Source organism: Telluria sp. AC161, assembly GCF_979258535.1.
The window spans coordinates 3,120,039-3,142,440 of sequence record NZ_OZ409861.1 but is presented as its reverse complement, the minus strand read 5'-3'; the positions used below and the strand labels follow the sequence as shown (position 1 = coordinate 3,142,440).

Here is a 22,402-nt window from a genome sequence, read left to right as displayed (position 1 = left end):
GCGCGCCAGCGAACGGTACGGTTAGCCCGATCGGGCATCATTGCGCTGTCCACACTCGACAGGGGAACCCATGAAACGATCCATCCACCTCGCTGCTCTGGCCGCAATGACATTCGCTGGCGCGACCCACGCCGCTACGCAGCAGACGCTGGAAACTTCCGGCTTTACCGTCAAGATCGTGCAGCAGTGCGAAGAGGGCAACGTCACCTGCGACGACGTGCGCTACACCGGTACCAGCAAGAAAACCGGCAAGGCAATCAAGCTGCGTGGCAAGACCATGCACTCGATGGCAGCCGATGGCGTCACGCCCGGCGCCTTCCAGGGCTACGTGTTTCGCTCGGGCCGCGTGAGCTACACCGTGTTCGCCGATGGCCGGCTGGTGGTCACTGAAGGCAAGAAAACGCTGGTGAACCAGCGGGGCGAATGGAAGTAGTCCTGGCCCGCACTCGATGAACCGAGAATAGCGTCGCCCGGTTAAATCACCATGCTCAATCCGGCGCCAGCAACTGTTCCAGCCGGCGCGGATAGTGATTCAAAAAGTCGCGCGTCACGGCGTAATGTTCCGTGTCCTCATACGCGATCTCGGCAATGCCGGCGCCGTCAAATGCCAGGATCTTCGCGTTAGGATAGGCAAGCAGAATCGGCGAATGCGTCACGATGATGAACTGCGACTGATCCTGCGCCAGTTGATGCATCGCCCGCAACGCTGCCAGCTGGCGATTGGGCGAGAGCGCCGCCTCGGGTTCATCGAGCAGGTACAGGCCATTGCCCCTGAATTTGTCGAGCAGCACACTCATGAATGCTTCGCCATGCGAGCGCGCATGCAGCTTCTTGCCGCCATAGCCGCCAAGGGCAGTGGTCTCCGGCATCTGGTCGAGGTAGGTCGCGAGATTGTAGAAGCTCTCGGCCCGAAGAAAATAGCCGTCTTTTGGCCTGCGCGTGCTGCGCGACATCCGAATGTGATCCGCCAGCCGGGTGTGCTCGCCGGACGTGTTCAGCAAGCGGTTGTTCAGCGTGCCGCCTTCGATGCCAAAGCCCAGCGCCAGTGCGATCGCTTCAAGAATGGTCGACTTGCCGCTGCCATTTTCGCCAACGAAGAAGGTCACGTCGGCGTGGAACTCGATCGATTGCAGTTCGCGCACGGCAGGAATGTTGAACGGGAAGTCATCGAAGCCGACCTCGTTGCCGAAGTCGGCCCACACGCGTTGCAAGTAAGGCTTGGCGCTGAAGCGATGCATGGTGAAGATTCAGGAATCGGCAGTGCCGCCAGTGTGCCACAGCCTGCGCCCGCCGGCCTCGCAGCGTTACTCTCCGCGCTCTGCGAGCACGATGCGCACATGCTGCTTGCGCCCGGCCGAAAGAAGCCACTCGTCACTGCCGGCGGGAAGCACCATATCGGCCTCGTTCACCGCCACGCCATCGAGCCGCAAGCCGCCGCCCGCCGCCAGGCGCCGCGCCGCACTGCGCGAGCCCGCCAGGCCGGCATCGACGGCAAGTTCAGCCAGCGTGATCCCGGCCGCGAAGCGCGTGGCATCGAGCGCGAACGTTGGCATGTCGTCGCGCCGGGCGTCGCCAAAGGCCGCCGCTGCAGCGCGCAGCGCCGCATCGAGCGCGTCCTGCCCGTGCGCCAGCCGCGTCGCTTCATTGGCCAGCACGATCTTCGCATCGTTCAGCGCCGCGCCCTGCAACGCGCCCAGGCGCCGCACCTCGGTCATCGGCAGTTCGGTAAACAGCGCCAGGAAGCGCGCCACGTCGCGGTCGTCGACATTGCGCCAGAACTGCCAGAAGCCGTAGGGCGACAGGCGGTCGGCGTTGAGCCACACGGCGCCGCCCGCCGACTTGCCCATCTTCTTGCCGTCGCTCGTGGCCAGCAGCGGCATGGTCAGGCCATACAGGTCCAGGCCCGACTGGCGCCGGCCCAGATCGATGCCGTTGATGATGTTGGCCCACTGGTCGGCCCCGCCGATCTGCAGCGTGCAGCCATGACGGCGCGCCAGTTCGGTGAAGTCGTACGCCTGCAACAGCGTGTAGCCAAATTCCAGGAATGACAGCGAGTATTCGAGGCGCGAGCGGATCGCGTCGAACGTGAGCATCCGGTTGACGCTGAAATGCCGCCCCACCTGGCCCAAAAAGTCGAGGTAGCCCAGGCCATCGAGCCATGCAGCGTTGTCGACCACCGGCACGTCCGGGCCGAGATAGCGTGCGAAGGCGCGGCCGATGCCGGCGATGTTCGCGTCGATGGCCGGGCCGTCCAGCACCGGGCGCGTGGTGTCGCGAAAACTCGGGTCGCCAATGCGTGTGGTGGCCCCGCCAATGAGCAGCAGGGGACGATGGCCCGCGCGCTGCAGCCAGCGCATCAGCATGAGGCCTTGCAGGTGGCCGACATGGAGGCTGTCGGCGGTCGCGTCAAAGCCCAGGTAGGCGGTGATGGGCGTGGCCATGGCGTGGCGCAGGCCAGCGACGTCGGTGCACTGGTGGATGAAGCCGCGTTCTTGCAGAACGTCGAGCAGGTCGATCGGGATGGACATACAGTCTCCTGGAGATGGAACGCCCAGGAAGACCGGTTACCCGTACATGTCCGCCTGAGGCGGACCGGGTTGCGTGAAAGCCCCTACCGCTGCGAGGTGCGGTAGGCGTAATAGCTGGCTGGGGAAGTCACGATGAAAGTCATGGATCGATCTTAGCCGCATGCCGGCGCATGCGTCAAGCGCCGGGGCAGTGCCGCGGCGCTTGCTTCAGTGCTTCCTTCAGTGCGTGCTGCAGCGCTTACTTCAGCGCCTTGAACAGCACCTCAAGCCGGTCCTTCGTGCCCGGTATGCGTTCCAGGCGCGGATAGCGCAGGCCGTCGCGGTAATCGAGCGAGATCGTGCGCAGGTTGTTCCCCTTGCGTACCAGCAGTTCGAGCGGCGCCTTGCCATCCTTGGCCGCGCGCACTGCTGCCTTGAGCACGTCGCCCTTGTAGACGCGGTTGTTGACCGCGACGATCGTCGTGTTGGCCGCCAGGCCAGCGCGGAAGCCCACACCGTCCCAGATCACGCCGGTAATGCCGCCATCGGCGCGCACCTGGAAGCCCAGCGAATACGTGAAGTCGGTGGTCTTGTTGCGATCTTCTGCGCCACGCGCCGCGTCGCTCGGCGTGTCGCCGTAGACCAGCTTCCAGCCCGCGCGCTTGAGGCCATCGAGCGGGGCGCCCGGGCCGTGGCCGTCCAGGCGCGCGCGCAGGAACGGCGCCCAGTCGTATTTCTGCACCTTGTTCAGGGCGGCCACCACGTCGTCGAACGTGTAGTAGGTGGTCTGGGTGCTGCCGTTGTCGATGCCGAAGAAGGCGCGCGCGAAGTCCTGCAGGCCGCGCTGCTCGCCCGACATCTCGCGGATCTTCGTGTCGACGTCGAGCCAGATCAGCATGCCCTCGGTGTAGTAATCCTCGCTGCGCTGCCAGTTGCCCCAGCCGATCGGACGGCGGCCGTTGATGATCGGATCGTTGACGGTGTCCTGCACGGCGCGCCAGTCGCGGCCTTGCGTGGCGTCGTAGCGCGCCGCGTCGGCCGCCAGCGCATCGCGCGCGTGGGTTTGCGACACCAGGCCCGAACGCGCGGCGAGCACCTTGCCCCAGAACTGGGTCTGGCCTTCGTACAGCCACAGCAGCTCGTTCTGCAGCGGCGTGTTGAAGTTGGCGACATCCTGGCCCGCGGGCCGGCGGAACTTGCCGTTCCACGAGTGGACGAATTCGTGCGGCAGCAGTTCGCGCCCGGCCTCGTTGCGGTTCCACTCGGTGAAATAGCCGAGCTTGACGCCGTTCTCGCTCGACTGCTGGTGCTCGCGGCCGATGCCGCCGAATTCGTCCGAGATCGCAAACAGAAAATCATACTGGCGATAGTGGTGCGAACCGAACAGCTTGAGCGCCTGATCGACCATCGCGCGGTGCAGCTTGATCTGGTCTGGCTTGGCCTCGAGGTTTTCGGGATTGTCGGCGACCACATTGAGCATCACCGGCTGCTTCGCGCCCGGCGCCAGGTCGATGCGCTTGAAGTAGCGGCCCGCGAACAGGGGCGAATCGACCAGCGTGTCGAGATCATGCGGCTTGAAGCGCACTTCGTCGCCGGTGCGTTCTTCGACCGCCAGCGAGCTGGCGAACTGCCAGCCGGCGGGCAGGCGCAGCGTCGGCTGCACGGTGATGCGGCGCGCCTGGTAGCCGGCCGGGTACAGCGCCACCGACTGCCACTGCACGCCGAGGATATCGTCGGTCATCGTGATGCGGCCCTGCGTCGTATCGAGCGGCGACAGGAACTGGTATTCGGCTTCCAGCGTGGTTGCGCCTTCCGGCACCACGACGTGGAACGCATACACGTTGACCGGGTCGCGCTTCCATTCCACTGGCTTGCCGCCGGCGCGGAATTTCAGGCCGGCGAGCTGGGTCAGCGGGATGTTCGGGCCGTGGTTCCCCGGCGCCCACTGCGGATACAGCAGCGTCATCGGGCCAGCCTGCACGGGCATCGACAGGCGCATCCTGAAGACCTGCTGCGACAGATTGCTCGCGTCGACATGCAGCGCGATCGTGCCGGGATACGGCGCGTCGCCGACGGCGGGAAGCTGGGCTGCGGCAGGCAGGGCCAGCGCCAGGGCAAGAACCAAAGCGCTCGCCGGACGGGCAGCGCGTGCGAAGAAGGTGCGGGATGCGGTCATGGGAAAAGGCAGGGAAGGGAAGCCGGGCAGTGTAGCACCGCGCGTAACGCGGTATTTTCGCTGATACATGATGCAAACAAAATTTGGAAAAATATTTAAAATTCCGTATTTTGCTTGTCTTGATTTCGCGATGGATGGCATTAGATTGGTACCAGCGGATGCTCAACTGAGGTCCGCACCTTTATCGCTTAACTTTACAAGGATAACTATCATGCGTACTTACGACCTGACCCCTCTCTACCGTTCCGCCATCGGTTTCGATCGCCTGGCCAGCCTGCTCGAGCAACGCGCCGAGTCGCAGCCAAGCTATCCACCGTACAACATCGAACTGGTGAGCGAAGACCAATACCGCATCGTGATGGCGCTGGCCGGCTTCACCCGCGACGAAGTCGAGATCATCACCGAGCGTGACAGCCTGCACGTCACCGGCCGCAAGCAGAAGGATGACGCCCAGCGCACCTTCCTGCACCGTGGCATCGCAGCGCGCGATTTCGAGCAACGCTTCCAGCTGGCCAACCACGTGAAGGTCACCACGGCGTCGTTCGACAACGGCATGCTCACCATCGAACTGGTGCGTGAAGTGCCCGAGGCGCTCAAGCCACGCAAGATCGCCATCGGCGATGCTGCCGGCACCACGATCAGCGGCGACAACGTCCAGGCACTGGAACAGCGCGCTGCCTGAGTTGGCACACGTAATGCAGTAACGGTTTGAACGGAGGGCGCCTGCAGCATCGGGGCGCCCTTGTCCTATCTGGCGGGCCTTGTGTCTGCGCAACCGCAAGCTGTGTGCATTAAGCCGTGTCTAAGGGGTGTTGCCTGTCAACTTAAGTATGGTCTAAGACGGCTGCGCGACACTAGCTTCATCGAATCTCGATCACCGATTCACCGAATTTTCATCAGGAGCACATCCATGTCGAACCCAAGTGCCGTTACTGCCATCACTGCCAAACGCCTGACGCTGGCCCTGTGTGCCGCGGGCGTCATCGGCGGCGCGGTCGGTGCCATCGCTGTCAATCACAATAACGCCACTGCCAATGCCGCCGCGCCAAGCGTGCCGGCTGTCGTCGCGGCCGCCCCTGGCGCTGCGCCAGCTGCTGCCGTGGGCGCACCGTCGTCGACCGTGGCGCTGCCCGACTTCACGCGCATCGCCGCGCAGCAGGGCAAGGCAGTGGTCAATATCCGCGTCGTTGGCGGCACCAAGACGGCTGCCCGTGGCGGTGCCGGCGGCATGCCAAGCCTCGACCCGGGCCATCCGTTGTATGAGTTTTTCAAGCAGTTTCAGGACCCGCGCTCCGGTGGCGAGCGCGGTGGTCGTGAAGCGCCCGTTTTCGGCGCTGGATCGGGCTTCATCGTAAGCCCGGACGGCGTCATCCTTACCAACGCACACGTCGTGCAGGGCGCTGACGAAGTCACGGTCAAGCTGCAGGATCGCCGCGAGTTTCGCGCCAAGGTCCTGGGCTCCGACCCGCGCACCGACGTGGCTGTGTTGAAAATCGATGCCAAGGGCTTGCCCGTGGCGCCGATCGGTAAATCGAAGTCGGTCCTGGTGGGCGAGTGGGTGCTGGCCATCGGTTCGCCGTACGGCCTCGAAAGCACCGTCACCGCCGGCGTGGTCAGCGCCACCGGTCGTTCCATTTCGGACGGCAGCGTGCCGTTCATTCAGACCGACGTTGCGGTCAACCCAGGCAACTCGGGTGGCCCGCTGTTCAACACCCGCGGTGAAGTGGTCGGCATCAATTCGCAGATCTACAGCCAGACCGGCGGTTACCAGGGCCTCTCGTTCTCGATCCCGATCGATCTTGCGGTGCGCATCAAGGACCAGATCGTCGCTACCGGCAAGGTGCAGCATGCCAAGCTCGGTGTGGGCGTGCAGGAAGTCGGCCAGAGCTTTGCCGATTCGTTCAAGCTCGAATCGGTTGAAGGTGCGCTGGTGAGCAATGTCGAGCGTGGCAGCCCGGCCGAACGTGCAGGTCTGAAGTCCGGCGACGTGATTCGCACGGCCAACGGCACGCCGATCGTCTCGTCGGGCGACCTGCCGGCCATGATGACGATGGCCAAGCCGGGCGACAAGATCGCCATGGACGTCTGGCGCGACGGCAAGCTGGTGCGCATCGATGCGACGCTGGCCGACGCTGCCGACAAACCACGCCGCGGCCAGGCGGAAGACGTGGCCGGCGTCGTCGACAACAGCGCCAAGCTGGGCTTGTCGTTGCGGCCCCTGGAGCCGATCGAGCGTCGCCAGAGTGGCATCGCCACTGGCCTGCTGATCGAAGATGCCTCGGGCGCCGCCGAGATTGCGGGCATCGAACCGGGCGACGTGCTCATCTCGGTCAACGGCCGGCCGGTGAACTCGGTGGCGCAGGTGCGCGAGATGGTGGGCAAGGCCAGCAAGTCGGTGGCCCTGCTGATCCAGCGCGGCAGCGACAAGATCTTCATCCCGGTGCGGATCGGTTAATTGGTTAAGATAGCGTAGCGTCCTCGGGTCGCACTTTTACAACGGGGGATGTATGCGGCTATTGCTGGTGGAAGACGATACGATGATCGGCGAAGTGGTGCTCGACCTGCTCAGGGCCGAGCACTACGCAGTCGATTGGGTCAAGGACGGCGAAATGGCCGACACGGCCCTGCTGCAGAACCAGAACTACGATCTGGTGCTGCTCGACCTGGGGCTGCCGCGCAAGGACGGCCTCGAAGTACTGCGCTCTATGCGCGCGCGCAAGGACCGCACCCCGGTGCTGGTTGCCACCGCGCGCGACTCGGTCGCCCAGCGCATCGCGGGCCTGGATGCCGGCGCTGACGACTACGTTCTCAAACCCTATGATCTCGACGAACTGCTGGCACGCCTGCGCGCGCTGCTGCGCCGTGCTGCCGGCCGCGCCGAGCCGATTTTTGAATACCGCAACATCACGATCAATCCGGTCACGCGCGAAATCATGGTCGACGGCACCCAGGTGTCGCTGTCGGCGCGCGAATGGGCCGTGCTCGAAGCGCTGGTGGCGCGGCCCGGCGCCGTGCTCTCGCGCGCGCAGCTCGAAGAAAAGCTGTACAGCTGGCGCGATGAAGTCTCGAGCAATGCGGTGGAAGTGTATATCCACGGCCTGCGCAAGAAACTGGGCAGTGACCTGATCCAGAACGTGCGCGGCGTCGGCTACATGGTGCCCAAAGCATGAAAATGACGCACTCGCTGCGCGGGCGCCTGCTCTGGTTCCTGCTCGCGGCGATCACGATCGCGGCGGTGGCGCAGGCGACGATCGCCTACCGCACCGCGCTGCACGACGCCGACCAGATCTTTGACTACCACATGCAGCAGATGGCCTTGTCGCTGCGCTCGAGCACACCGCTGTCGAACGACGAAGCGCGCGCGCGGCAAGAAGCCGAAAGCGCTGGCGGCAACGACGACATGGTGGTGCAGATGTGGTCCCCCGACGGCGCCCAGATGTTCCACAGCGTTTCGCGTGCGCGCCTGCCGCAGCGCGCGGTGCTGGGCTTTTCGAACGTGCGCGCCAACAGCACGACCTACCGTGTGTTCTCGATCCAGACCTCGAATCAAACCGTGCAGGTCGCGCAGGACCTGGCCGTGCGCCGCAATATGGCCGGCAACCTGGCCCTGCGCACACTGGGCCCCATCGCGGTCATGATGCCAATCCTGATGCTGGTCGTTTGGTGGGTCGTCAGTGGCTCGCTGCAACCGGTGGCGCGCGTGCGCTCGCAGGTGGCGTCGCGCCAGGCCGACGATCTGTCGCCGGTCTCCGATACCGGCTTGCCCGACGAAGTGCGCCCGCTGGTGCAAGAACTGAACCTGCTGTTTGGCCGCGTGCGCACCGCGTTCGAAGCCCAGCAGAACTTCGTGGCCGACGCCGCGCATGAACTGCGCACGCCGCTCGCGGCTTTGCGCCTGCAGGCGCAAAGCCTGGACCGCGCCGACACGCCCGAGGCGCGCCAGGTGGCAGTGAGCCGCCTGACGGCCGGCATCGACCGCGCCACGCGTTTGGTCGAGCAGCTCCTGATCCTGGCGCGGCAGGAGGCCACCGCCGCCGAAGGCACGTCTGCCAAAACCCGGCCGGTGGACCTGGCCGACCTGGCGCGCCGCACGGCCGCCGACCTGGCGGCCGTGGCCGCTGCCAAGGGCGTCGACCTGGGCCTGCAACAAGCTGACCCGGCCAGCGTCGACGGTCAGCCCGACGCGCTGCAGATCCTGCTGCGCAACCTGGTCGACAACGCGGTCAAGTACACCCCGGGCGGGGGCACCGTCGACATCTCGGTACTCAGCGGCGCCGGCACGGTGGCGGTGCAAGTGGAAGACAGCGGCCCGGGCATCCCGCCGGACGAACGCGAACGCGTGTTCGACCGCTTCTACCGCGTGGCCGGCAGCGAAGCCGCCGGCAGTGGCCTGGGCCTGGCCATCATCAAGGCAATCGCCGAGCGCCATGGCGCGGTGCTGACGCTGGGTTCGTCCGAGCGGCTGGGTGGGTTGATGGCGACCGTCACGTTCAAGACACCGGTACAGACAAGCGTCTAGCAGCGCAGCTCGTGATAACGCTGGCGCAGGCTGAGGGTGTCCTGCGCCAGCGTCTCCCTTGATGCGCGCGCCAGTCCGTGCTGCTCGATGCGTTCGTGGTCGACGATGGCCGCTTCGAGTACACGGCATTCGCGCTGTGCTCTCGCATCCAGCGCTTGACGCCGCACCGCTGTGGCGTACTGCTGCTCGTTCATGCCTAGGAGGGGTTTCCAGATACGGGCCATGTTCTCCTGGTGATATTCACGCGCGACTGTCGCGCCAACGCGTGACGTGCCCGACAGCTTGTCGACACCGCGCGCGGGCACCACGTCGAGCCGCTTCGCACCGAGGCAGGGTACGTCGGTATAGGCGATCTTGCCGGCCACCTCGCATTTGTAGATCGTGCGGCTGGGCGCCGGCAACTGCGCATGTGCGGGCAGCAACGCAAGTAACAACAACAGCGTGCCAGCGATGGCAGTGTTGATTCTGAATGGGATGGTGTACATGGTGTCTGCCGCCGCCTTGCTGTTAAGCCAGGCAGGATACCGCAGCGGGCAAGGCCAAAATAGCGTCAATTGTCACGCCGGCGCGGTGTGCATACTCACGGTAAAATAACCGGTTTGGCGGCTTTTTGTCCGCCTGTTTGCATACCGGGAAACCCATGAACAAAAACATATTGGTCGCCAGCGTACTGGCGGCAACGGCCGGTCTGGCGTCAAGCCAGGACATCGTCAAGATCGGCCACGTGGCCGGGATCACCGGGCCGGTGGCCTACTTTGGCAAGGACACCGAAAACGCCACGCGCATGGCGATCGAACACCTCAACGCGCGCGGCACCACGATCGCCGGTCGTAAGGTGACGTTCCAGCTGGTGGCCGAAGACGACGCGGGCGACCCGAAACAGGCCACCAGCGTGGCGCAGAAGCTGGTCGACGCCAAGGTCAATGGCGTGATCGGGCACCAGACGTCGGGCACCACGATTCCTGCGTCGAAGATCTATCACACCGGCGGCATCCCGCAGATTTCGCCATCGAGCACCAGCCCGAAATACACGCAGCAGGGCTTCAATACGGCGTTTCGCACGATTGCCAACGACGTGCAGCTGGGCCAGGCCCTGGGCCGTTACGCGACCGGCGCCATGAAGGTGCGCCGCGTGGCCGTCGTCGATGACCGCACGGCCTACGGCCAGGGCCTGGTGATGGAGTTTTCCAGGAGTCTGCAACAGCAGGGCGGCACGATCGTCGCGCGCGAATTCACCAACGACAAGGCGACCGACTTCAGCGCCATCGTCACCCGCATCCGCGCCACCAAGCCGGACATGGTCTTCTTCGGTGGCCTGAGCGCCACGGCCGGCCCGATGCTGCGCCAGATGAAGCAGCTGGGCATGAACGTGCGCATGATGGGCGGCGACGGCATCTGCTCGGACGAGATCTTCAAGCTCTCCGGCGGCACCATGGTCGACGGCCAGGTCGTGTGCGCGGAAGCGGGCGGCGTGCGCGGTGAAGGCAAAGCCGGCATGGACAAGTTCCGCGCCGACTACAAGAAGCGTTTCGGCATCGATGTGCAGATCAACGCGCCGTATGCGTACGACGCGACGATGGTCATGGCCGACGCGATGGTCAAGGCCGGATCGGCCGTCCCGGCGAAATACCTGCCATTCCTGGCCAAAGCCAATTACAAGGGCGTGACCGGGCCGGTGGCGTTCGATGCGCGCGGCGATGTGCGTGACGGGACGATCACCTTGTATGGGTTCAAGGGCGGCAAGCGCTCCTTGATCACGGTGACCAAGTAGGGTGGACGGCTCGCCGTCCACGCGTTCAAACCAAGCCGGCGTAGCCACATCGCGATGACTGTTTGAACGCGTGGACGGGAAACCCGTCCACCCTACGCCACTAAATGCCGGAAAGTCGGCTCGATATTCTTCGCGTGCAGGTGGCGCACGATGTCTTCCAGCGTCGCGTCTTTCAGCAGCAAGCCTGCCGGCGGCGCAGGTGTAGACGCAGCCGCAGGCACGGGCGCGGGCGCAGCTACCTGCGCACTCACCGCGGTCGGTTCGAGCAGCCGCCACGCATGCTCGAACTGCTCCGCATCGATACTCTCCAACCCCTCCAGGAATCCAACCTGCCCGTTCGGCGGCGGCTGCATGTCCAGCCCCGGTTCGTCGGCAAATGACGCGCCCATGCCCGGGTGGATGAAGGCGGCCCACTTGCCGGTGCGCGGGTGCAGGCAGGGTGGCAGGGCGACCGGCGCGCGCACCGCGTCCGGCGCCAGCTCGACCTCGGGGAAATACGCATCACGCAGGCGCTCGAGAAAAGCCTGCGCGCGCTCGGCCGGCACCGGCGTCGCGAGCGACAGCCACAAATAATACGCATCGCCGCCCGAGATGCTCACTGCGGGCGCGGGCAGCTTGAGCGTCGTCTGCAGCGCATTGGCCACTTCGCACAGCCGCGTCCAGTGCGCTTCGCTGTCGGCACCCCTGGTCTTGCGAAACGGGATCATCATGGCGCGCGTCTGGCCGTCGCCGCCCGTCAGGCTGACCGGCAGTGCGAGGATGTCGGACGGCAGCACATCGGCGGGAAGATACAGCCGCATCAATTCGGCAATCAGTTTGTGCATGGTGCTTTCAGGTAGGGGCTTGGACGACAGGCGCCATTCTGACACAGCGTGCCCGCCCGGCCGGCGCCAATAAAAAACGGCCTGCAATCGCTTGCAGGCCGTTGTTTCACCGCGCAGCCAGATTAGATCAGAACCGGTGCGCCAGGCGCGCGAACAGCGCCGCGCCATTCAGGCCGAACTGCACGCTCTCGTACTTGAAGCCGTTGTCGGTCTCGTTCGCATCCTGCACGGTTGGCTTGACGTCGAAGATGTTGGTGCCGCCCACCGTCAGGCGGGTCTTCTCGGTGAAGGCCCACGTGAAGGCCAGGTCGGCCGACGTCTTGGCTTCGTACTTCTGGTTCGGCACCGGTGGACCCGAGAACGTGCCCAGCGTTTGCGGACCGAAGTGGATCACGCGCAGCGCGGTTTCCAGCTTGCCCTGAACGTAGTCGAAGCCCAGCGTGGCCTTGCGGCGCGGCGCGCCTTCTTCGATGAACAGGCGCTCGCGCTCGGACAGCAGCACGTCTTCGAAGCCTGCCAGTGCGGCTGGCGCTTTCACGCGCTGCACTTCGGTCTTGCTGAAGTTGGCGGCCAGGAACGTCGTCAGGCGGCCCGCGGCCACGTTGGCGCGGTGCGAGACCGTCAGGTCCAGGCCCTGCGTCTTGGTGTCGACCGAGTTGACGAAGAACTGCGCCTGGCCCACGCCCAGCTGCTGCAGCGTCGCGCCCAGCGCCGGGTAATTGTCGGCGTCAAAGCGGCCCGACAGCACGATGCGGTCATCGATGTCGATGCGGTACAGGTCGGCCGTGACCGACAGTGCCTGCGTTGGCGACCAGGTCAGACCCAGCGTGTAGCTCTTCGATTCTTCGTCCTTCAGTTGCGGGATGCCAGCGGCAGCGGCCACGCGGCCACCATTCGGCGCCAGAACGACGTCCAGCGGCTGGCCGCTGACGAAGTCGGTGAAGGTCGACGAGAAGTACGCCTGCTGCAGCGACGGCGCGCGGAAGCCCGTGCTGGCCGAGCCGCGCAGCAGCAGGTCCGGTGCCAGGCGATAGGCGGCGGCGAGCTTGCCGGTGGTAGTCGAGCCGAAGTCCGAGTAGCGCTCGTAGCGCAGCGCGGTCTGGATCTTGAGGCGGTCGGTCAGGTCGGTTTCGATGTCGACGTAGGCCGCGTTGCTGTGACGGTCGGTATCGGTTTCGTCGCCCGGCTGGAAGCCCGGGAAGCCCTGACTACCGGCGTTGCCCCCCAAGCCCACACCATCGGCGTCGATCCACGAACCGACTTCGCCGGCGAAGATCTTGTAGTTCTCGCGGCGGTGCTCCAGGCCGAACGCGACGTTCATGCCCTTGAATACGTCGCTGTAGAAGCGGCTGATGTCGGCGTTGGTGGTCGCCTGGCGGAACGAGAACGCGCCCGCGTAGAAGCGGTCGGCGCTGCGGCCCTGGCCGCCGGTCAGCAGATCCAGATTGGCGATCGAGGCGTTGAGCGTGTTGGAGATGTTGTACTTCAGGCGGTTGTAGCCGTAGGTTTGCGACAGGTCGGCATTCCATTCGCCTGCCGTCCAGCGGTAGCCGACGGTGCCCCAGCGGTCATCGACCTTGCCATTGATGAACGGCACGAAGCCGTCCGGGTACATCGCGGCCGAATTGCGCGACGGGATGTCTTCGGAGCCCAGGCCTTCGCGGCCGAAGGCGGCCGACGACGCGTCGCGCTGCTGCACGCCGGCGGTGAAGTAGAACTTGCCGCCCGCGCCGGCCGGGAATTCGCCGTTCAGGTAAATGGTCTGGTTGTCGGCTTTGGTGTCGCCGATGATGCGCGGGTTGCCGGGCTCGGAACGGTTGGAGCGGCCGCGGTCCGAGTATTCGCCGGTGATGCCCAGCACGCCGCCGCCGAGGGCCACGCCGCAGTAGGCCGATGCCTGCCAGTTCTCGCCGTCGCCCTCGGTGTACTGGCCGTAGCCGGCTACCGATTCGCAGCCCAGGCTTTTCTTCAGGTCGATGTTGATCACGCCGGCAATCGCGTCCGAGCCGTATTGGGCGGCGGCGCCATCGCGCAGCACCTGCACTTCGCGGATCGCCATCACGGGAATGCCGTTCATGTCGGTGCCGGTGTTGCCGCGGTTGCGCGCGCCGAACAGGTTCACCAGCGCGACCGTGTGGCGGCGCTTGCCGTTGACGAGCACCAGGGTCTGGTCTGAGCCCAGGCCGCGCAGGGCGGCCGAGTCGATCAGGTCGGCGCCGTCGGCGCCGGTCTGGCGCGTCGAGTTGAACGACGGCGACAGGTTGCTCAGCACCTGCGCGAGGTCGAACTGGCCGCTTTGTTCGGCCGCCTTGGTCATCGGGATGAAGTCGATGGCCACTGGGGTGTCGGTGCTGGAGGCAGCGCCAACGCGGCGCGAGCCGACGACGCTCACGCTCGGCACGACGGCGTCGGTGGTGATGGCGGGTGCGGTTTGCGCCTGGACTGCGCCAGGGGCGAGGGCAAGGGAAGCAAGAATGGTGCTGCCATACAGACTGGCCAACACGGAACGGGGCATGATTTTGAGTTTGAGCACTGGTTTCTCCGAAGGATGTTCGGATACTATCAATGGATCCTTCGATTACCGTTGCAATGTGGCATTAACACAACGTTCTGATTGTATAACTTTGTATTATCAAGTCGCTTGCATAATTAATTACCTGCGGTAAATAACGCGCTTGCCGTCAAAAAGGTCGGCTATACTGTGTTTTTATACAGTATTTGTCATTTGACATGAGCCCGGCGTGATACAGCCTCCGACCAACCAGCCCCCCGCAGCCACAACCCTGCCGCCCTATGCCGAGTTGTTCTGCCTGTCGAACTTCTCGTTCCTGCAAGGGGCGTCGCATGCCGAGGAACTGGTCCTGCGCGCGGTGCAGCTCGGGTACTTCGCGCTGGGGATCACTGACGAATGCTCGCTGGCTGGCGTCGTGCGCGCACATGCCGAGGCCAAGGAGGCCGGCCTGCCGCTCATCATCGGCGCGCATTTTCATTTGCAGAACCCCGATGGCAGCCCGGCGCCGTCACTGATCCTGCTGGCGCAGAACCGCGAGGGCTATGGCAACCTGTCCGAGTTCATCACGCTCGGGCGCACGCGGGCCGAGAAGGGCACCTACCTGTTGATGCCCGATGACCTGGCCGACCCGGCGCCGGAGAACGCGCACCTGCGCCACATGCCCGATTGCTTGGCGATCCTGCTGCCGCCGTATCCGGGGCACGAGGCGCAGGACGTCGATCGCCTGCACGCGCAGGCGGCGTGGATGGCGACGACCTTCCCGGGCCGCGCCTGGCTGGGCCTGACATCGCTGCACCGCGCGTTCGACGATGCGCACCGCGCCACGGTCGAAGAAGTCGGCTGGCAGCACGGCTTGCCGATCGTGGCACTGGGCCACGTGTGCATGCACGTGCGCTCGCGCAAACCACTGCAGGACACGCTCACCGCCACGCGCCTGAACAAGGCGGTGGCCGACTGCGGCTACGGGCTGGCGCAGAACGCCGAGCAGCACCTGCGCTCGCGCCTGCGCCTGGCCAATCTGTACACGCCCCAGGTGCTGGCCGAAACGGTGCGCGTGGCGCGCCTGTGCACATTCTCGCTCGACGAGCTGCGCTACGAATACCCGGACGAAGTCGTACCGCCTGGCCACACGGCAGCGAGCTTTTTGCGCGCCGAAACCTGGATCGGCGCGCACCGGCGTTTTCGCGACGGCATCCCAGCCAAGGTGCAGGCGCAGATCGAGCACGAGCTGGCGCTGATTTCCGAGATGCGTTACGAGCACTACTTCTTGACGGTGTACGACATCGTGCGCTTCGCCCGCTCGCAGCACATCCTGTGCCAGGGCCGCGGTTCGGCGGCCAATTCGGCCGTCTGCTATTGCCTGGGCATCACCGAGGTCGATCCGGCCCGCGCCAGCCTGCTGTTCGAGCGCTTCATCTCGCGCGAGCGCAACGAGCCGCCCGACATCGATGTCGACTTCGAGCACCAGCGGCGCGAAGAAGTCATCCAGTACATCTACAACAAATACGGGCGCGATCGCGCGGCGCTGGCGGCGGTGGTGATCAGCTACCGCCCCAAGAGCGCGCTGCGGGACAGCGGCCGCGCGCTGGGGATCGACCTTGGCATCGTCGAGAAGGTGGCCAAGACCCACCACTGGTTCGACAGCCGCGCCGACCTGCTGGGGCGCCTGGCCGAGAGCGGCCTGGATCCCGAGGCGCCGCTGTCGCGCCAGTGGGCCACGCTCGCGCAGTCGCTGCTGAACTTCCCGCGCCATTTGTCGCAGCACCCGGGCGGCTTCGTCATCGCGCGCGGCAAGCTCTCGCGTCTGGTGCCGATCGAGAACGCGGCGATGGCCGACCGCAGCGTCATTCAGTGGGACAAGAACGACCTTGAGGAACTGGGCCTGATGAAGGTCGACGTGCTGGCGCTGGGCATGCTGTCGATGATGCGGCGCGGGCTGGAGCTGGTCGGCCAGCGCTACGGCAACGTGTTCGAGATGCAGGACATCCCGGCCGACGATACGGCCACCTACGACATGATCTGCCAGGCCGATACGGTGGGCGTGTTCCAGATCGAGTCGCGCGCGCAAATGAGCATGCTGCCGCGGATGCGCCCGCGCGTCTTCTATGACCTGGTGATCGAGGTGGCCGTGGTGCGCCCCGGCCCGATCCAGGGCGGCATGGTCCATCCCTATCTGCGACGGCGCCAGGGCTTCGAGCCGGTCGTGTATCCGAGCGCCGAGATGAAAGTGGCGCTCGAGCGCACACTGGGCGTGCCGATCTTCCAGGAACAGGTGATGCAGGTGGCGATCCTGGGCGCGGGCTTCACGCCTGGCGAGGCCGACCAGCTGCGCCGCGCGATGGCGGCCTGGAAGCGCAAGGGCGGGCTGGAACACTATTACGAGCGCATCACGACGGGCATGCTCGAACGCGGCTACACGCTTGAGTTTGCCGAAGCGATCTTCAGCCAGATCCAGGGCTTCGGCGAATACGGTTTTCCCGAGTCGCACGCGGCCAGCTTCGCCTTGCTGGCGTACGCCAGTTCATGGCTCAAGTGCCACGAGCCGGCCGCGTTTTTATGCGCGCTGCTCAACAGCCAGCCGATGGGCTTTTACAGCCCATCGCAACTGGTGCAGGACGCGCGCCGCCATGGCATCGAGGTGCGGCCAGTGGATGTCGCCGTCAGCGGCTGGGATTCGGCGCTCGAAGAATACGATCTGCACGAGCGCACGCGCCAGCCGGCGGTGCGCCTCGGCCTGTCGCTGCAGCGCGGGATGAAGGTCGACGCGGCCGAGCGCATCGAGCAGGCGCGCGCCGTGCGGCCGTTTGCCGATGTGGCCGACCTGGCGCGCCGCGCGGGCCTGGACCGCAGCGACCTGCAGGTGCTGGCGGCGGCCGGCGCGCTGCAATCGCTGGCCGGGCACCGGCGCGAGGCGTTGTGGGAAGCCTCCGGCGCGGCGCCCGACAAGGATCTGCTGCGCCCGACCGTGCCGCGCGAAGAAGCGCCCGTGCTGGCGGCGCCGAGCGAAGGCGAAGAGATCGTGGGCGACTACCGCGCGCAGGGCCTCACGCTGGGCCGCCATCCGCTGGCGCTGCTGCGCGAGCGCCTGCTGGCGCAGCGCTTCCTGCCCGCGTCGACGCTGATGGATTTCCAGAACGGCCAGCTGGCGCGCGGCTGCGGCCTGGTGACGGTGCGCCAGCGCCCCGGCACGGCCAAGGGCGTGCTGTTTTTGACGCTGGAAGACGAAACCGGCAACGTCAACGTGATCGTGTGGCCATCGCTGGTAGAGCAGCAGCGGCGCGAGGTGCTAAGCGCGCCGCTGCTCGGCGTCTACGGCGTCTGGCAGCGCGAGGGCGAGGTACGCCACCTGGTCGCCAAGCGGCTGGTGGATCTGTCGCACCTGCTCGGCGGGCTCGATACGCGCAGCAGGGATTTCTGCTGACGCACAGCCGGGGTCAGGTCTGACATTCGGACACGACCCCAGCCTTAGCCACTTCCAAACAGCCGGGGTCAGGTCTGACATTCGGACACAACCTCAGCCTTCGCCTTCCAAAAGTGTCTTGCCCAGTATGGCCATGGCTCTGTGCCAGCTAGTTCCGACTGCTCGACTGTCGAGCTCGTGTCCGAATGTCAGACCTGACCCTGGCTTTTCTTCTGGTCGCCAACTTTCCTGTGGCGGCAGGCCGCCGCATTGATAGAATGGTCATTGCGTAAATATCACGGGAACAGCATGGACAAGACAAGCCGAAGCCGGGGCAGGGGGACGGGGCGTGCGACGCTCGAGCAGGTCGCGGGCATGGCCGGGGTGTCGATCATGACGGCCTCGCGCGCACTGAGCCAGCCGAAGCTGGTGTCCGAGGCCACGCGCAGCAAGGTCGAGCAGGCCGTGGCCGAACTGGGTTACGTACCCAATCGCGCCGCGCGGGCGCTGGCCTCGTCGCAGTCGCATGTGATCGTGGTGCTGGTGCCGTCGTTGTCGAACGCCGTGTTCACTGCCGTCCTCGAGGGCATCCACGACGCCGTCGCCCCCGGCCAGTACCAGCTCCTGATCGGCAATACCTATTATTCGCAGCTTGAAGAAGAAAAGCTGCTGCGCACCTATCTGCAGTCGAACCCCGACGGCATCCTGTTCTCGAGCCAGGTGCGCAGCCCCGCCGTGGCCAAGATGCTGGCGGCATCGAAGGTGCCGGCGGTGGCCATGATGGACCTGTCCGATGATCCGGCCGTGCTGTCGGTCGGCTTTTCGCAGTACGAGGCCGGCATGGCCATGACGCGCCACCTGATCGCCAAGGGTTACACACGCATCGGCTTCATCGGCGCCCAGCTCGACGAGCGCACGCTGCGCCGCGCCGATGGCTACCGCGCCGCGATGGCGGCGGCGGGCCTGGCCGATCCTGGCCTGGAGTTGATGGTGCCCGAACGCTCGACGATCGCGCTTGGCGCCGGCCTGATGGCGCAGCTGATGGCGCTGCGGCCCGACTGCGACGCCGTCTTTTGCTGCAACGACGACCTGGCACACGGCGCCGTGTTCCACTGCCAGCGGCAAGGCATCCGCATCCCGCAGGACATCGCGGTATGCGGCTTCAATGACTTGCCCGCATCGGCCTGGATGATGCCGTCACTGACGACGGTCGACACGCCGCGCTACCAGATCGGCTTCGAAGCCGCGGGCCTGCTGCTGCAGGTGATCAAGGGCGAAGAGCCGGCCGAGCGGCGCATCGACCTTGGCTTCACGCTGCGCGACCGCGAGAGCGCCTGAGCGGGATCAGTAGGTTTTGTAGGGCAGGAATTTGCCCGACAAGACCACGTTCACGCGGTCGCCTTTCGGGTCTTCGGTGCGCTGGATGTCCATCGAAAAATCGATGGCGCTCATGATGCCATCGCCGAATTCTTCGTGGATCAGTTCCTTGATCGTGGTGCCGTACACGCTGACCAGTTCATACCAGCGGTAGATCAGTGGGTCGGTCGGCACGGCCGTCGGCAGCGAGCCTTTGTACGGCACGATCTGCAGCCAGGCGATCGCTTCATCGGACAGATCGAACATTTTGCCGACCGCTTCGGCCTGGGGTTTGGTCAGCGTCATCTGGCCCAGGCAGGCGGCGGTGGTCCATTCCTTCGACAGGCCCGTGGCCTCGGTCACGTCGCGCCATTTGATGCCCTTGCGGACTTTCGCGGATACGATCAGTTTGGTGACATCTTCACGGCATGAAATCATGTTTGGCTGCTCCAGAAAGTGGTGGGGATCTACGTGGTCACGCTTTACCTCAGCAAGGCGCGTGCCATGCAGGAGGTCGAAGGCGACGTAGATGGACCAGGCCGCCAAGCCAGGCAAAAGGCCACCACGAAGCCTGCGGGATGCGCACCGCGCGGGCGCAGCCGCCCGAAATGGGTGCACGGTCGGCGGGTTTACATTTCCAGGCCGCGAGCGCACAATCGCGGTATATTTGTTAGCGGTAACATAAGGCAATGACGACAGAACCAACGAGCGATAACAAGGGAACGGCCTGGGTCATCATGGGCGTGAGCGGCTGCGGCAAGAGCCAGATCGGCGCGCGCCTGGGCAACCAGCTCGGCGTGGAATTCATCGAGGGCGATGCCTATCACTCCGACGTGAACATCGCCCGCATGTCGGCTGGTACGCCGCTGACCGACGACGACCGCCACGACTGGCTCGTGACGCTGCGTGACCTGCTGGCGCGGCGCGAGGGCGGGGCGGTGCTGTCATGCTCGTCGCTCAAGCGCAGCTACCGCGACCTGCTGCGGGGCGCCGGCGGCGACGTGCGCTTCGTGCACCTGGCCGGCGAGCGCAGCCTGCTGGCCGAACGTGTCAGCAATCGCCCCGGCCACTACATGCCGCCGTCACTTCTCGACAGCCAGCTGGCAACGCTCGAACCGCTGCAGCCGGACGAAGCGGGCATCACACTCGACATCCGCGACACGCCGGCGCAGCTGGTGGCGCAGATTCTCGCGCGCGCCTAGGCAAACAGCCCCAGGCTCGTTCACGACCGGCGCCACGTCAGCGCGCTGATCCCCCTGACGTAGCGGGGCAAGGCATCGCTACGCATCTCCCATCAGCAGAATGTCCGTCGTCGTCCGGCTGACAATGGTATCCCCCCTATGCGTGTCGGGTAATCGGTACGCCAAATGCAGATGTGTTTGACGCCTTCCGAAAATCGGACTATATTTTTCATATCGTTTTGGAAACGTTTCCAATCCAGTGTTGTGCACTAAAACCATTCGAGACCAACGCAAAGTTGGCGGCGTGTGGCACGGCAATCCGGCACGGCCACATTTTCTTGTCGTGAGAAAAGAGGAGTCAACGTGAGTCACCTATCCCAGCAATATCGCTCCAAATGGAAGCCCTTCCAGCTGCTTGCCGCCGGCCTCGCGCTGGCCTGGAGCGCGCAAGCCACCGCCAGCGTCACCAACCCGGTCATCGGCCAGCTGCTGTGGTCCGAAGAATTCAATGGCGCCAGCGTGAATACCGGCGTCTGGAACCTGCAGGATGGGAACGGTTGCCAGATCGGCTTGTGCGGCTACGGCAATGCCGAACTGCAGACCTACAGCCCGAACAACGCCAGCATTGCCAACGTGCCGTTCGAATCGGGCACGCGCGCGCTGGCGATCCAGGCGCGCAGCCAGACGGTGGGCAGCAATCTGTTCACGTCGGCGCGGCTCGATACCCGCAACAAGGTGCAGGTGCAGTACGGGATGATCGAGGTGCGCATGGCCACGCCGAACCTGGGCACCGGCCTGTGGCCGGCCGCCTGGATGCTGGGCGTGAGTCCCCAGACCTGGCCGCGCAACGGCGAGATCGATATCATGGAGATGGGGCACAAGGCCGCGGTGCGGGCCGAGGGTGGGGCGCCGTCGTCCAACCATTTCGTCGGCGCGAACGTGATCACCTGGCAGCAGGCCGCCTGCGTGCCCGGCAACGAGAGCTGCGCCGCATCGACCGCGTGGCAGACCGATAACTGGCACGTGTCGGCCACGTCGCTGGCAAACCGCTTCGTTACCTACCGGTTCTACTGGACCGAGAGCCAGATGCGCTTCTCGGTCGTCGACAACGGCGTGGAGCACGATCTGTACAACGCGCCGCTGGCGGTCAATTCGAGCGCGCTGCAGGCGCCGTTCTACCTGCTGCTGAACATGGCCGTGGGCGGCAATTTCACCGATGCTGCCAATGCCAGCCAGGTCACGGCGCCGCTGCCGGGTACGATGTATGTCGACTACGTGCGCGTGTACCAGCTCGATGGCAAGGGGCAGGTCAAGCTGGGCGACCAGACCGCGCCCGAAGTCGCCGGCAAGTTCGGCGTGTTCACCGACAACACGGCGGTCGACGCCAAGCTGGTGCCTGGCTCGAACGCCGACATCTACCTGTGGAATACCGCCTCCACCGGCGCTGGCAACACGGCGCCATATGAAGGCAGCAACGTCATCGCCTGGAACTACACCTCGCCGGGCCAGTGGTTCGGTGGCGGCATCCAGGCGCGTCAGGCGCGCAACCTGAGTGCGTACCGGGCCAATGGCGTCGTCAATTTCCGCATCAAGATTCCGGCCAACGTGGGCTTCCGGATTGGCGTGGGCGACACCTACACCAACCAGAACTGGGTCAACTTCCCGGCCAATACCACCGCGTATGGCCTGGTGCGCAACGGGCAATGGGCGCAGGCCTCGATCCCCGTCTCGACGCTGCTCGGTCCCCTGGTGGCGGCGCAGTCGATCTTCGATGTCTTCATGATCTCCAGTATCGATGGCAGCCTGCCGTCCTCCAGTTTCCAGTTCGCGATCGACGATATCGTGTGGAAGGCGGGCGGCAATGTGGCCACCAGGATGCTGACGCAAGTCGCAACGACGTCGGCAAGCCAGGCGGGGGCCACGACGCTGGAATTTCGCACCATGACCAAAGGCTGGGCCGACGTGCATTACACCGTCAATGGCGGCGCGCAGGAGAACGTGCGCATGTTGCTGCGCAGCGGCGTGAACACCTTCACGGCCGGTGGACTCAAGGCGGGCGATGTCGTGCGCTATACCTTCACGTACTGGGACACCGCGCGTAACTTTGCAGTCGACACGGCGCCACAGACGTTCACCATGAAATAAGCCTTGCCGGC

Annotated in this window: 17 protein-coding genes; 10 read left to right on the top strand and 7 right to left on the bottom strand. The window is 65.2% G+C overall.

Features of this window, described 5'->3' with window-relative positions; genetic code table 11:
• Positions 1-70 precede the first annotated feature (70 nt).
• Complete coding sequence (locus tag ACZ0AJ_RS14055; RefSeq protein WP_499455128.1) at positions 71-433, top strand: hypothetical protein; 363 nt, start codon at positions 71-73, stop codon at positions 431-433.
• 55 nt (positions 434-488) lie between these two features.
• On the opposite strand, the gene ACZ0AJ_RS14050 is transcribed toward ACZ0AJ_RS14055, so the two are convergent.
• The 3 genes from ACZ0AJ_RS14050 to ACZ0AJ_RS14040 all read right to left on the bottom strand — a co-directional run bounded on the left by ACZ0AJ_RS14050 (position 489) and on the right by ACZ0AJ_RS14040 (position 4,683).
• On the bottom strand, positions 489-1,238 hold the full coding sequence (locus ACZ0AJ_RS14050; RefSeq protein ID WP_499455126.1) for an AAA family ATPase: 750 nt from the start codon (positions 1,236-1,238) through the stop codon (positions 489-491).
• Between the two features lie 66 nt (positions 1,239-1,304).
• On the bottom strand, positions 1,305-2,528 hold the full coding sequence (tyrS, locus tag ACZ0AJ_RS14045; RefSeq protein ID WP_499455125.1) for a tyrosine--tRNA ligase: 1,224 nt from the start codon (positions 2,526-2,528) through the stop codon (positions 1,305-1,307).
• Positions 2,529-2,766: 238 nt separating this feature from the next.
• Positions 2,767-4,683: a M61 family metallopeptidase gene (locus ACZ0AJ_RS14040; RefSeq protein WP_499455146.1), complete on the bottom strand. Its 1,917-nt coding sequence runs from the start codon at positions 4,681-4,683 to the stop codon at positions 2,767-2,769.
• A 211-nt stretch (positions 4,684-4,894) separates the two neighbouring features.
• On the opposite strand from ACZ0AJ_RS14040, the gene ACZ0AJ_RS14035 reads away from it, so the two are divergent.
• From ACZ0AJ_RS14035 to ACZ0AJ_RS14020, 4 genes are all read left to right on the top strand, one after another.
• Positions 4,895-5,365: an Hsp20 family protein gene (locus ACZ0AJ_RS14035; RefSeq protein ID WP_183555607.1), complete on the top strand. Its 471-nt coding sequence runs from the start codon at positions 4,895-4,897 to the stop codon at positions 5,363-5,365.
• 228 nt (positions 5,366-5,593) lie between these two features.
• Positions 5,594-7,138, top strand: a complete 1,545-nt coding sequence (locus ACZ0AJ_RS14030) for a Do family serine endopeptidase (RefSeq protein ID WP_499455144.1) — start codon at positions 5,594-5,596, stop codon at positions 7,136-7,138.
• Positions 7,139-7,190: 52 nt separating this feature from the next.
• The gene (locus ACZ0AJ_RS14025; RefSeq protein ID WP_258835222.1) at positions 7,191-7,853 is read left to right on the top strand and encodes a response regulator; all 663 of its coding nucleotides are present in this window, start codon (positions 7,191-7,193) and stop codon (positions 7,851-7,853) included.
• On the top strand, positions 7,850-9,202 hold the full coding sequence (locus tag ACZ0AJ_RS14020; RefSeq protein WP_499455142.1) for an ATP-binding protein: 1,353 nt from the start codon (positions 7,850-7,852) through the stop codon (positions 9,200-9,202). Before ACZ0AJ_RS14025 ends, ACZ0AJ_RS14020 begins: the two co-directional genes overlap by 4 nt.
• On the opposite strand, the gene ACZ0AJ_RS14015 is transcribed toward ACZ0AJ_RS14020, so the two are convergent.
• Complete coding sequence (locus ACZ0AJ_RS14015) at positions 9,199-9,687, bottom strand: hypothetical protein (RefSeq protein ID WP_499455121.1); 489 nt, start codon at positions 9,685-9,687, stop codon at positions 9,199-9,201. The genes ACZ0AJ_RS14020 and ACZ0AJ_RS14015 overlap by 4 nt on opposite strands.
• A 155-nt stretch (positions 9,688-9,842) precedes the next feature.
• Between ACZ0AJ_RS14015 and ACZ0AJ_RS14010 the strand changes: the two genes are divergently transcribed.
• Positions 9,843-10,973, top strand: coding sequence for a branched-chain amino acid ABC transporter substrate-binding protein (locus tag ACZ0AJ_RS14010; RefSeq protein ID WP_499455119.1), 1,131 nt, complete (start codon positions 9,843-9,845; stop codon positions 10,971-10,973).
• A 92-nt stretch (positions 10,974-11,065) separates the two neighbouring features.
• On the opposite strand, the gene ACZ0AJ_RS14005 is transcribed toward ACZ0AJ_RS14010, so the two are convergent.
• Together ACZ0AJ_RS14005 and ACZ0AJ_RS14000 are read right to left on the bottom strand one after the other, a co-directional pair.
• Positions 11,066-11,797 (bottom strand): hypothetical protein, encoded by a 732-nt coding sequence (locus ACZ0AJ_RS14005; RefSeq protein WP_499455117.1) that lies wholly within the window; start codon positions 11,795-11,797, stop codon positions 11,066-11,068.
• 127 nt (positions 11,798-11,924) lie between these two features.
• On the bottom strand, positions 11,925-14,330 hold the full coding sequence (locus tag ACZ0AJ_RS14000; RefSeq protein ID WP_499455139.1) for a TonB-dependent receptor plug domain-containing protein: 2,406 nt from the start codon (positions 14,328-14,330) through the stop codon (positions 11,925-11,927).
• A 208-nt stretch (positions 14,331-14,538) separates the two neighbouring features.
• Here ACZ0AJ_RS14000 and ACZ0AJ_RS13995 point away from each other — a divergent pair, with 208 nt between their 5' ends.
• Positions 14,539-17,730 carry an error-prone DNA polymerase gene (locus ACZ0AJ_RS13995; RefSeq protein WP_499455113.1) on the top strand — a complete coding sequence of 1,064 codons (3,192 nt, stop codon included), beginning with the start codon at positions 14,539-14,541 and terminating at the stop codon, positions 17,728-17,730.
• 288 nt (positions 17,731-18,018) lie between these two features.
• On the top strand, positions 18,019-19,047 hold the full coding sequence (gene gntR / locus ACZ0AJ_RS13990) for an HTH-type transcriptional regulator GntR (RefSeq protein WP_499455111.1): 1,029 nt from the start codon (positions 18,019-18,021) through the stop codon (positions 19,045-19,047).
• Between the two features lie 6 nt (positions 19,048-19,053).
• Here gntR and cynS read toward each other — a convergent pair whose 3' ends face one another.
• Positions 19,054-19,503, bottom strand: coding sequence for a cyanase (gene cynS, locus ACZ0AJ_RS13985; protein ID WP_499455110.1), 450 nt, complete (start codon positions 19,501-19,503; stop codon positions 19,054-19,056).
• Between the two features lie 251 nt (positions 19,504-19,754).
• On the opposite strand from cynS, the gene ACZ0AJ_RS13980 reads away from it, so the two are divergent.
• Positions 19,755-20,267, top strand: a complete 513-nt coding sequence (locus ACZ0AJ_RS13980) for a gluconokinase (RefSeq protein WP_332531443.1) — start codon at positions 19,755-19,757, stop codon at positions 20,265-20,267.
• A 342-nt stretch (positions 20,268-20,609) separates the two neighbouring features.
• A complete protein-coding gene (locus ACZ0AJ_RS13975; RefSeq protein WP_499455108.1) occupies positions 20,610-22,391 on the top strand; it encodes a glycoside hydrolase family 16 protein in 1,782 nt (593 codons plus the stop codon).
• Positions 22,392-22,402: the final 11 nt, after the last annotated feature.

Bases quoted from the DNA above. Each gene is read 5' to 3' on its own strand.
- ACZ0AJ_RS14055 (WP_499455128.1), top strand. From the start codon at position 71: ATGAAACGATCCATCCACCTCGCTGCTCTGGCCGCAATGACATTCGCT.
- ACZ0AJ_RS14050 (WP_499455126.1), bottom strand. From the start codon at position 1,238: ATGCATCGCTTCAGCGCCAAGCCTTACTTGCAACGCGTGTGGGCCGAC.
- tyrS (WP_499455125.1), bottom strand. From the start codon at position 2,528: ATGTCCATCCCGATCGACCTGCTCGACGTTCTGCAAGAACGCGGCTTC.
- ACZ0AJ_RS14040 (WP_499455146.1), bottom strand. From the start codon at position 4,683: ATGACCGCATCCCGCACCTTCTTCGCACGCGCTGCCCGTCCGGCGAGC.
- ACZ0AJ_RS14035 (WP_183555607.1), top strand. From the start codon at position 4,895: ATGCGTACTTACGACCTGACCCCTCTCTACCGTTCCGCCATCGGTTTC.
- ACZ0AJ_RS14030 (WP_499455144.1), top strand. From the start codon at position 5,594: ATGTCGAACCCAAGTGCCGTTACTGCCATCACTGCCAAACGCCTGACG.
- ACZ0AJ_RS14025 (WP_258835222.1), top strand. From the start codon at position 7,191: ATGCGGCTATTGCTGGTGGAAGACGATACGATGATCGGCGAAGTGGTG.
- ACZ0AJ_RS14020 (WP_499455142.1), top strand. From the start codon at position 7,850: ATGAAAATGACGCACTCGCTGCGCGGGCGCCTGCTCTGGTTCCTGCTC.
- ACZ0AJ_RS14015 (WP_499455121.1), bottom strand. From the start codon at position 9,687: ATGTACACCATCCCATTCAGAATCAACACTGCCATCGCTGGCACGCTG.
- ACZ0AJ_RS14010 (WP_499455119.1), top strand. From the start codon at position 9,843: ATGAACAAAAACATATTGGTCGCCAGCGTACTGGCGGCAACGGCCGGT.
- ACZ0AJ_RS14005 (WP_499455117.1), bottom strand. From the start codon at position 11,797: ATGCACAAACTGATTGCCGAATTGATGCGGCTGTATCTTCCCGCCGAT.
- gntR (WP_499455111.1), top strand. From the start codon at position 18,019: ATGGACAAGACAAGCCGAAGCCGGGGCAGGGGGACGGGGCGTGCGACG.
- cynS (WP_499455110.1), bottom strand. From the start codon at position 19,503: ATGATTTCATGCCGTGAAGATGTCACCAAACTGATCGTATCCGCGAAA.
- ACZ0AJ_RS13980 (WP_332531443.1), top strand. From the start codon at position 19,755: ATGACGACAGAACCAACGAGCGATAACAAGGGAACGGCCTGGGTCATC.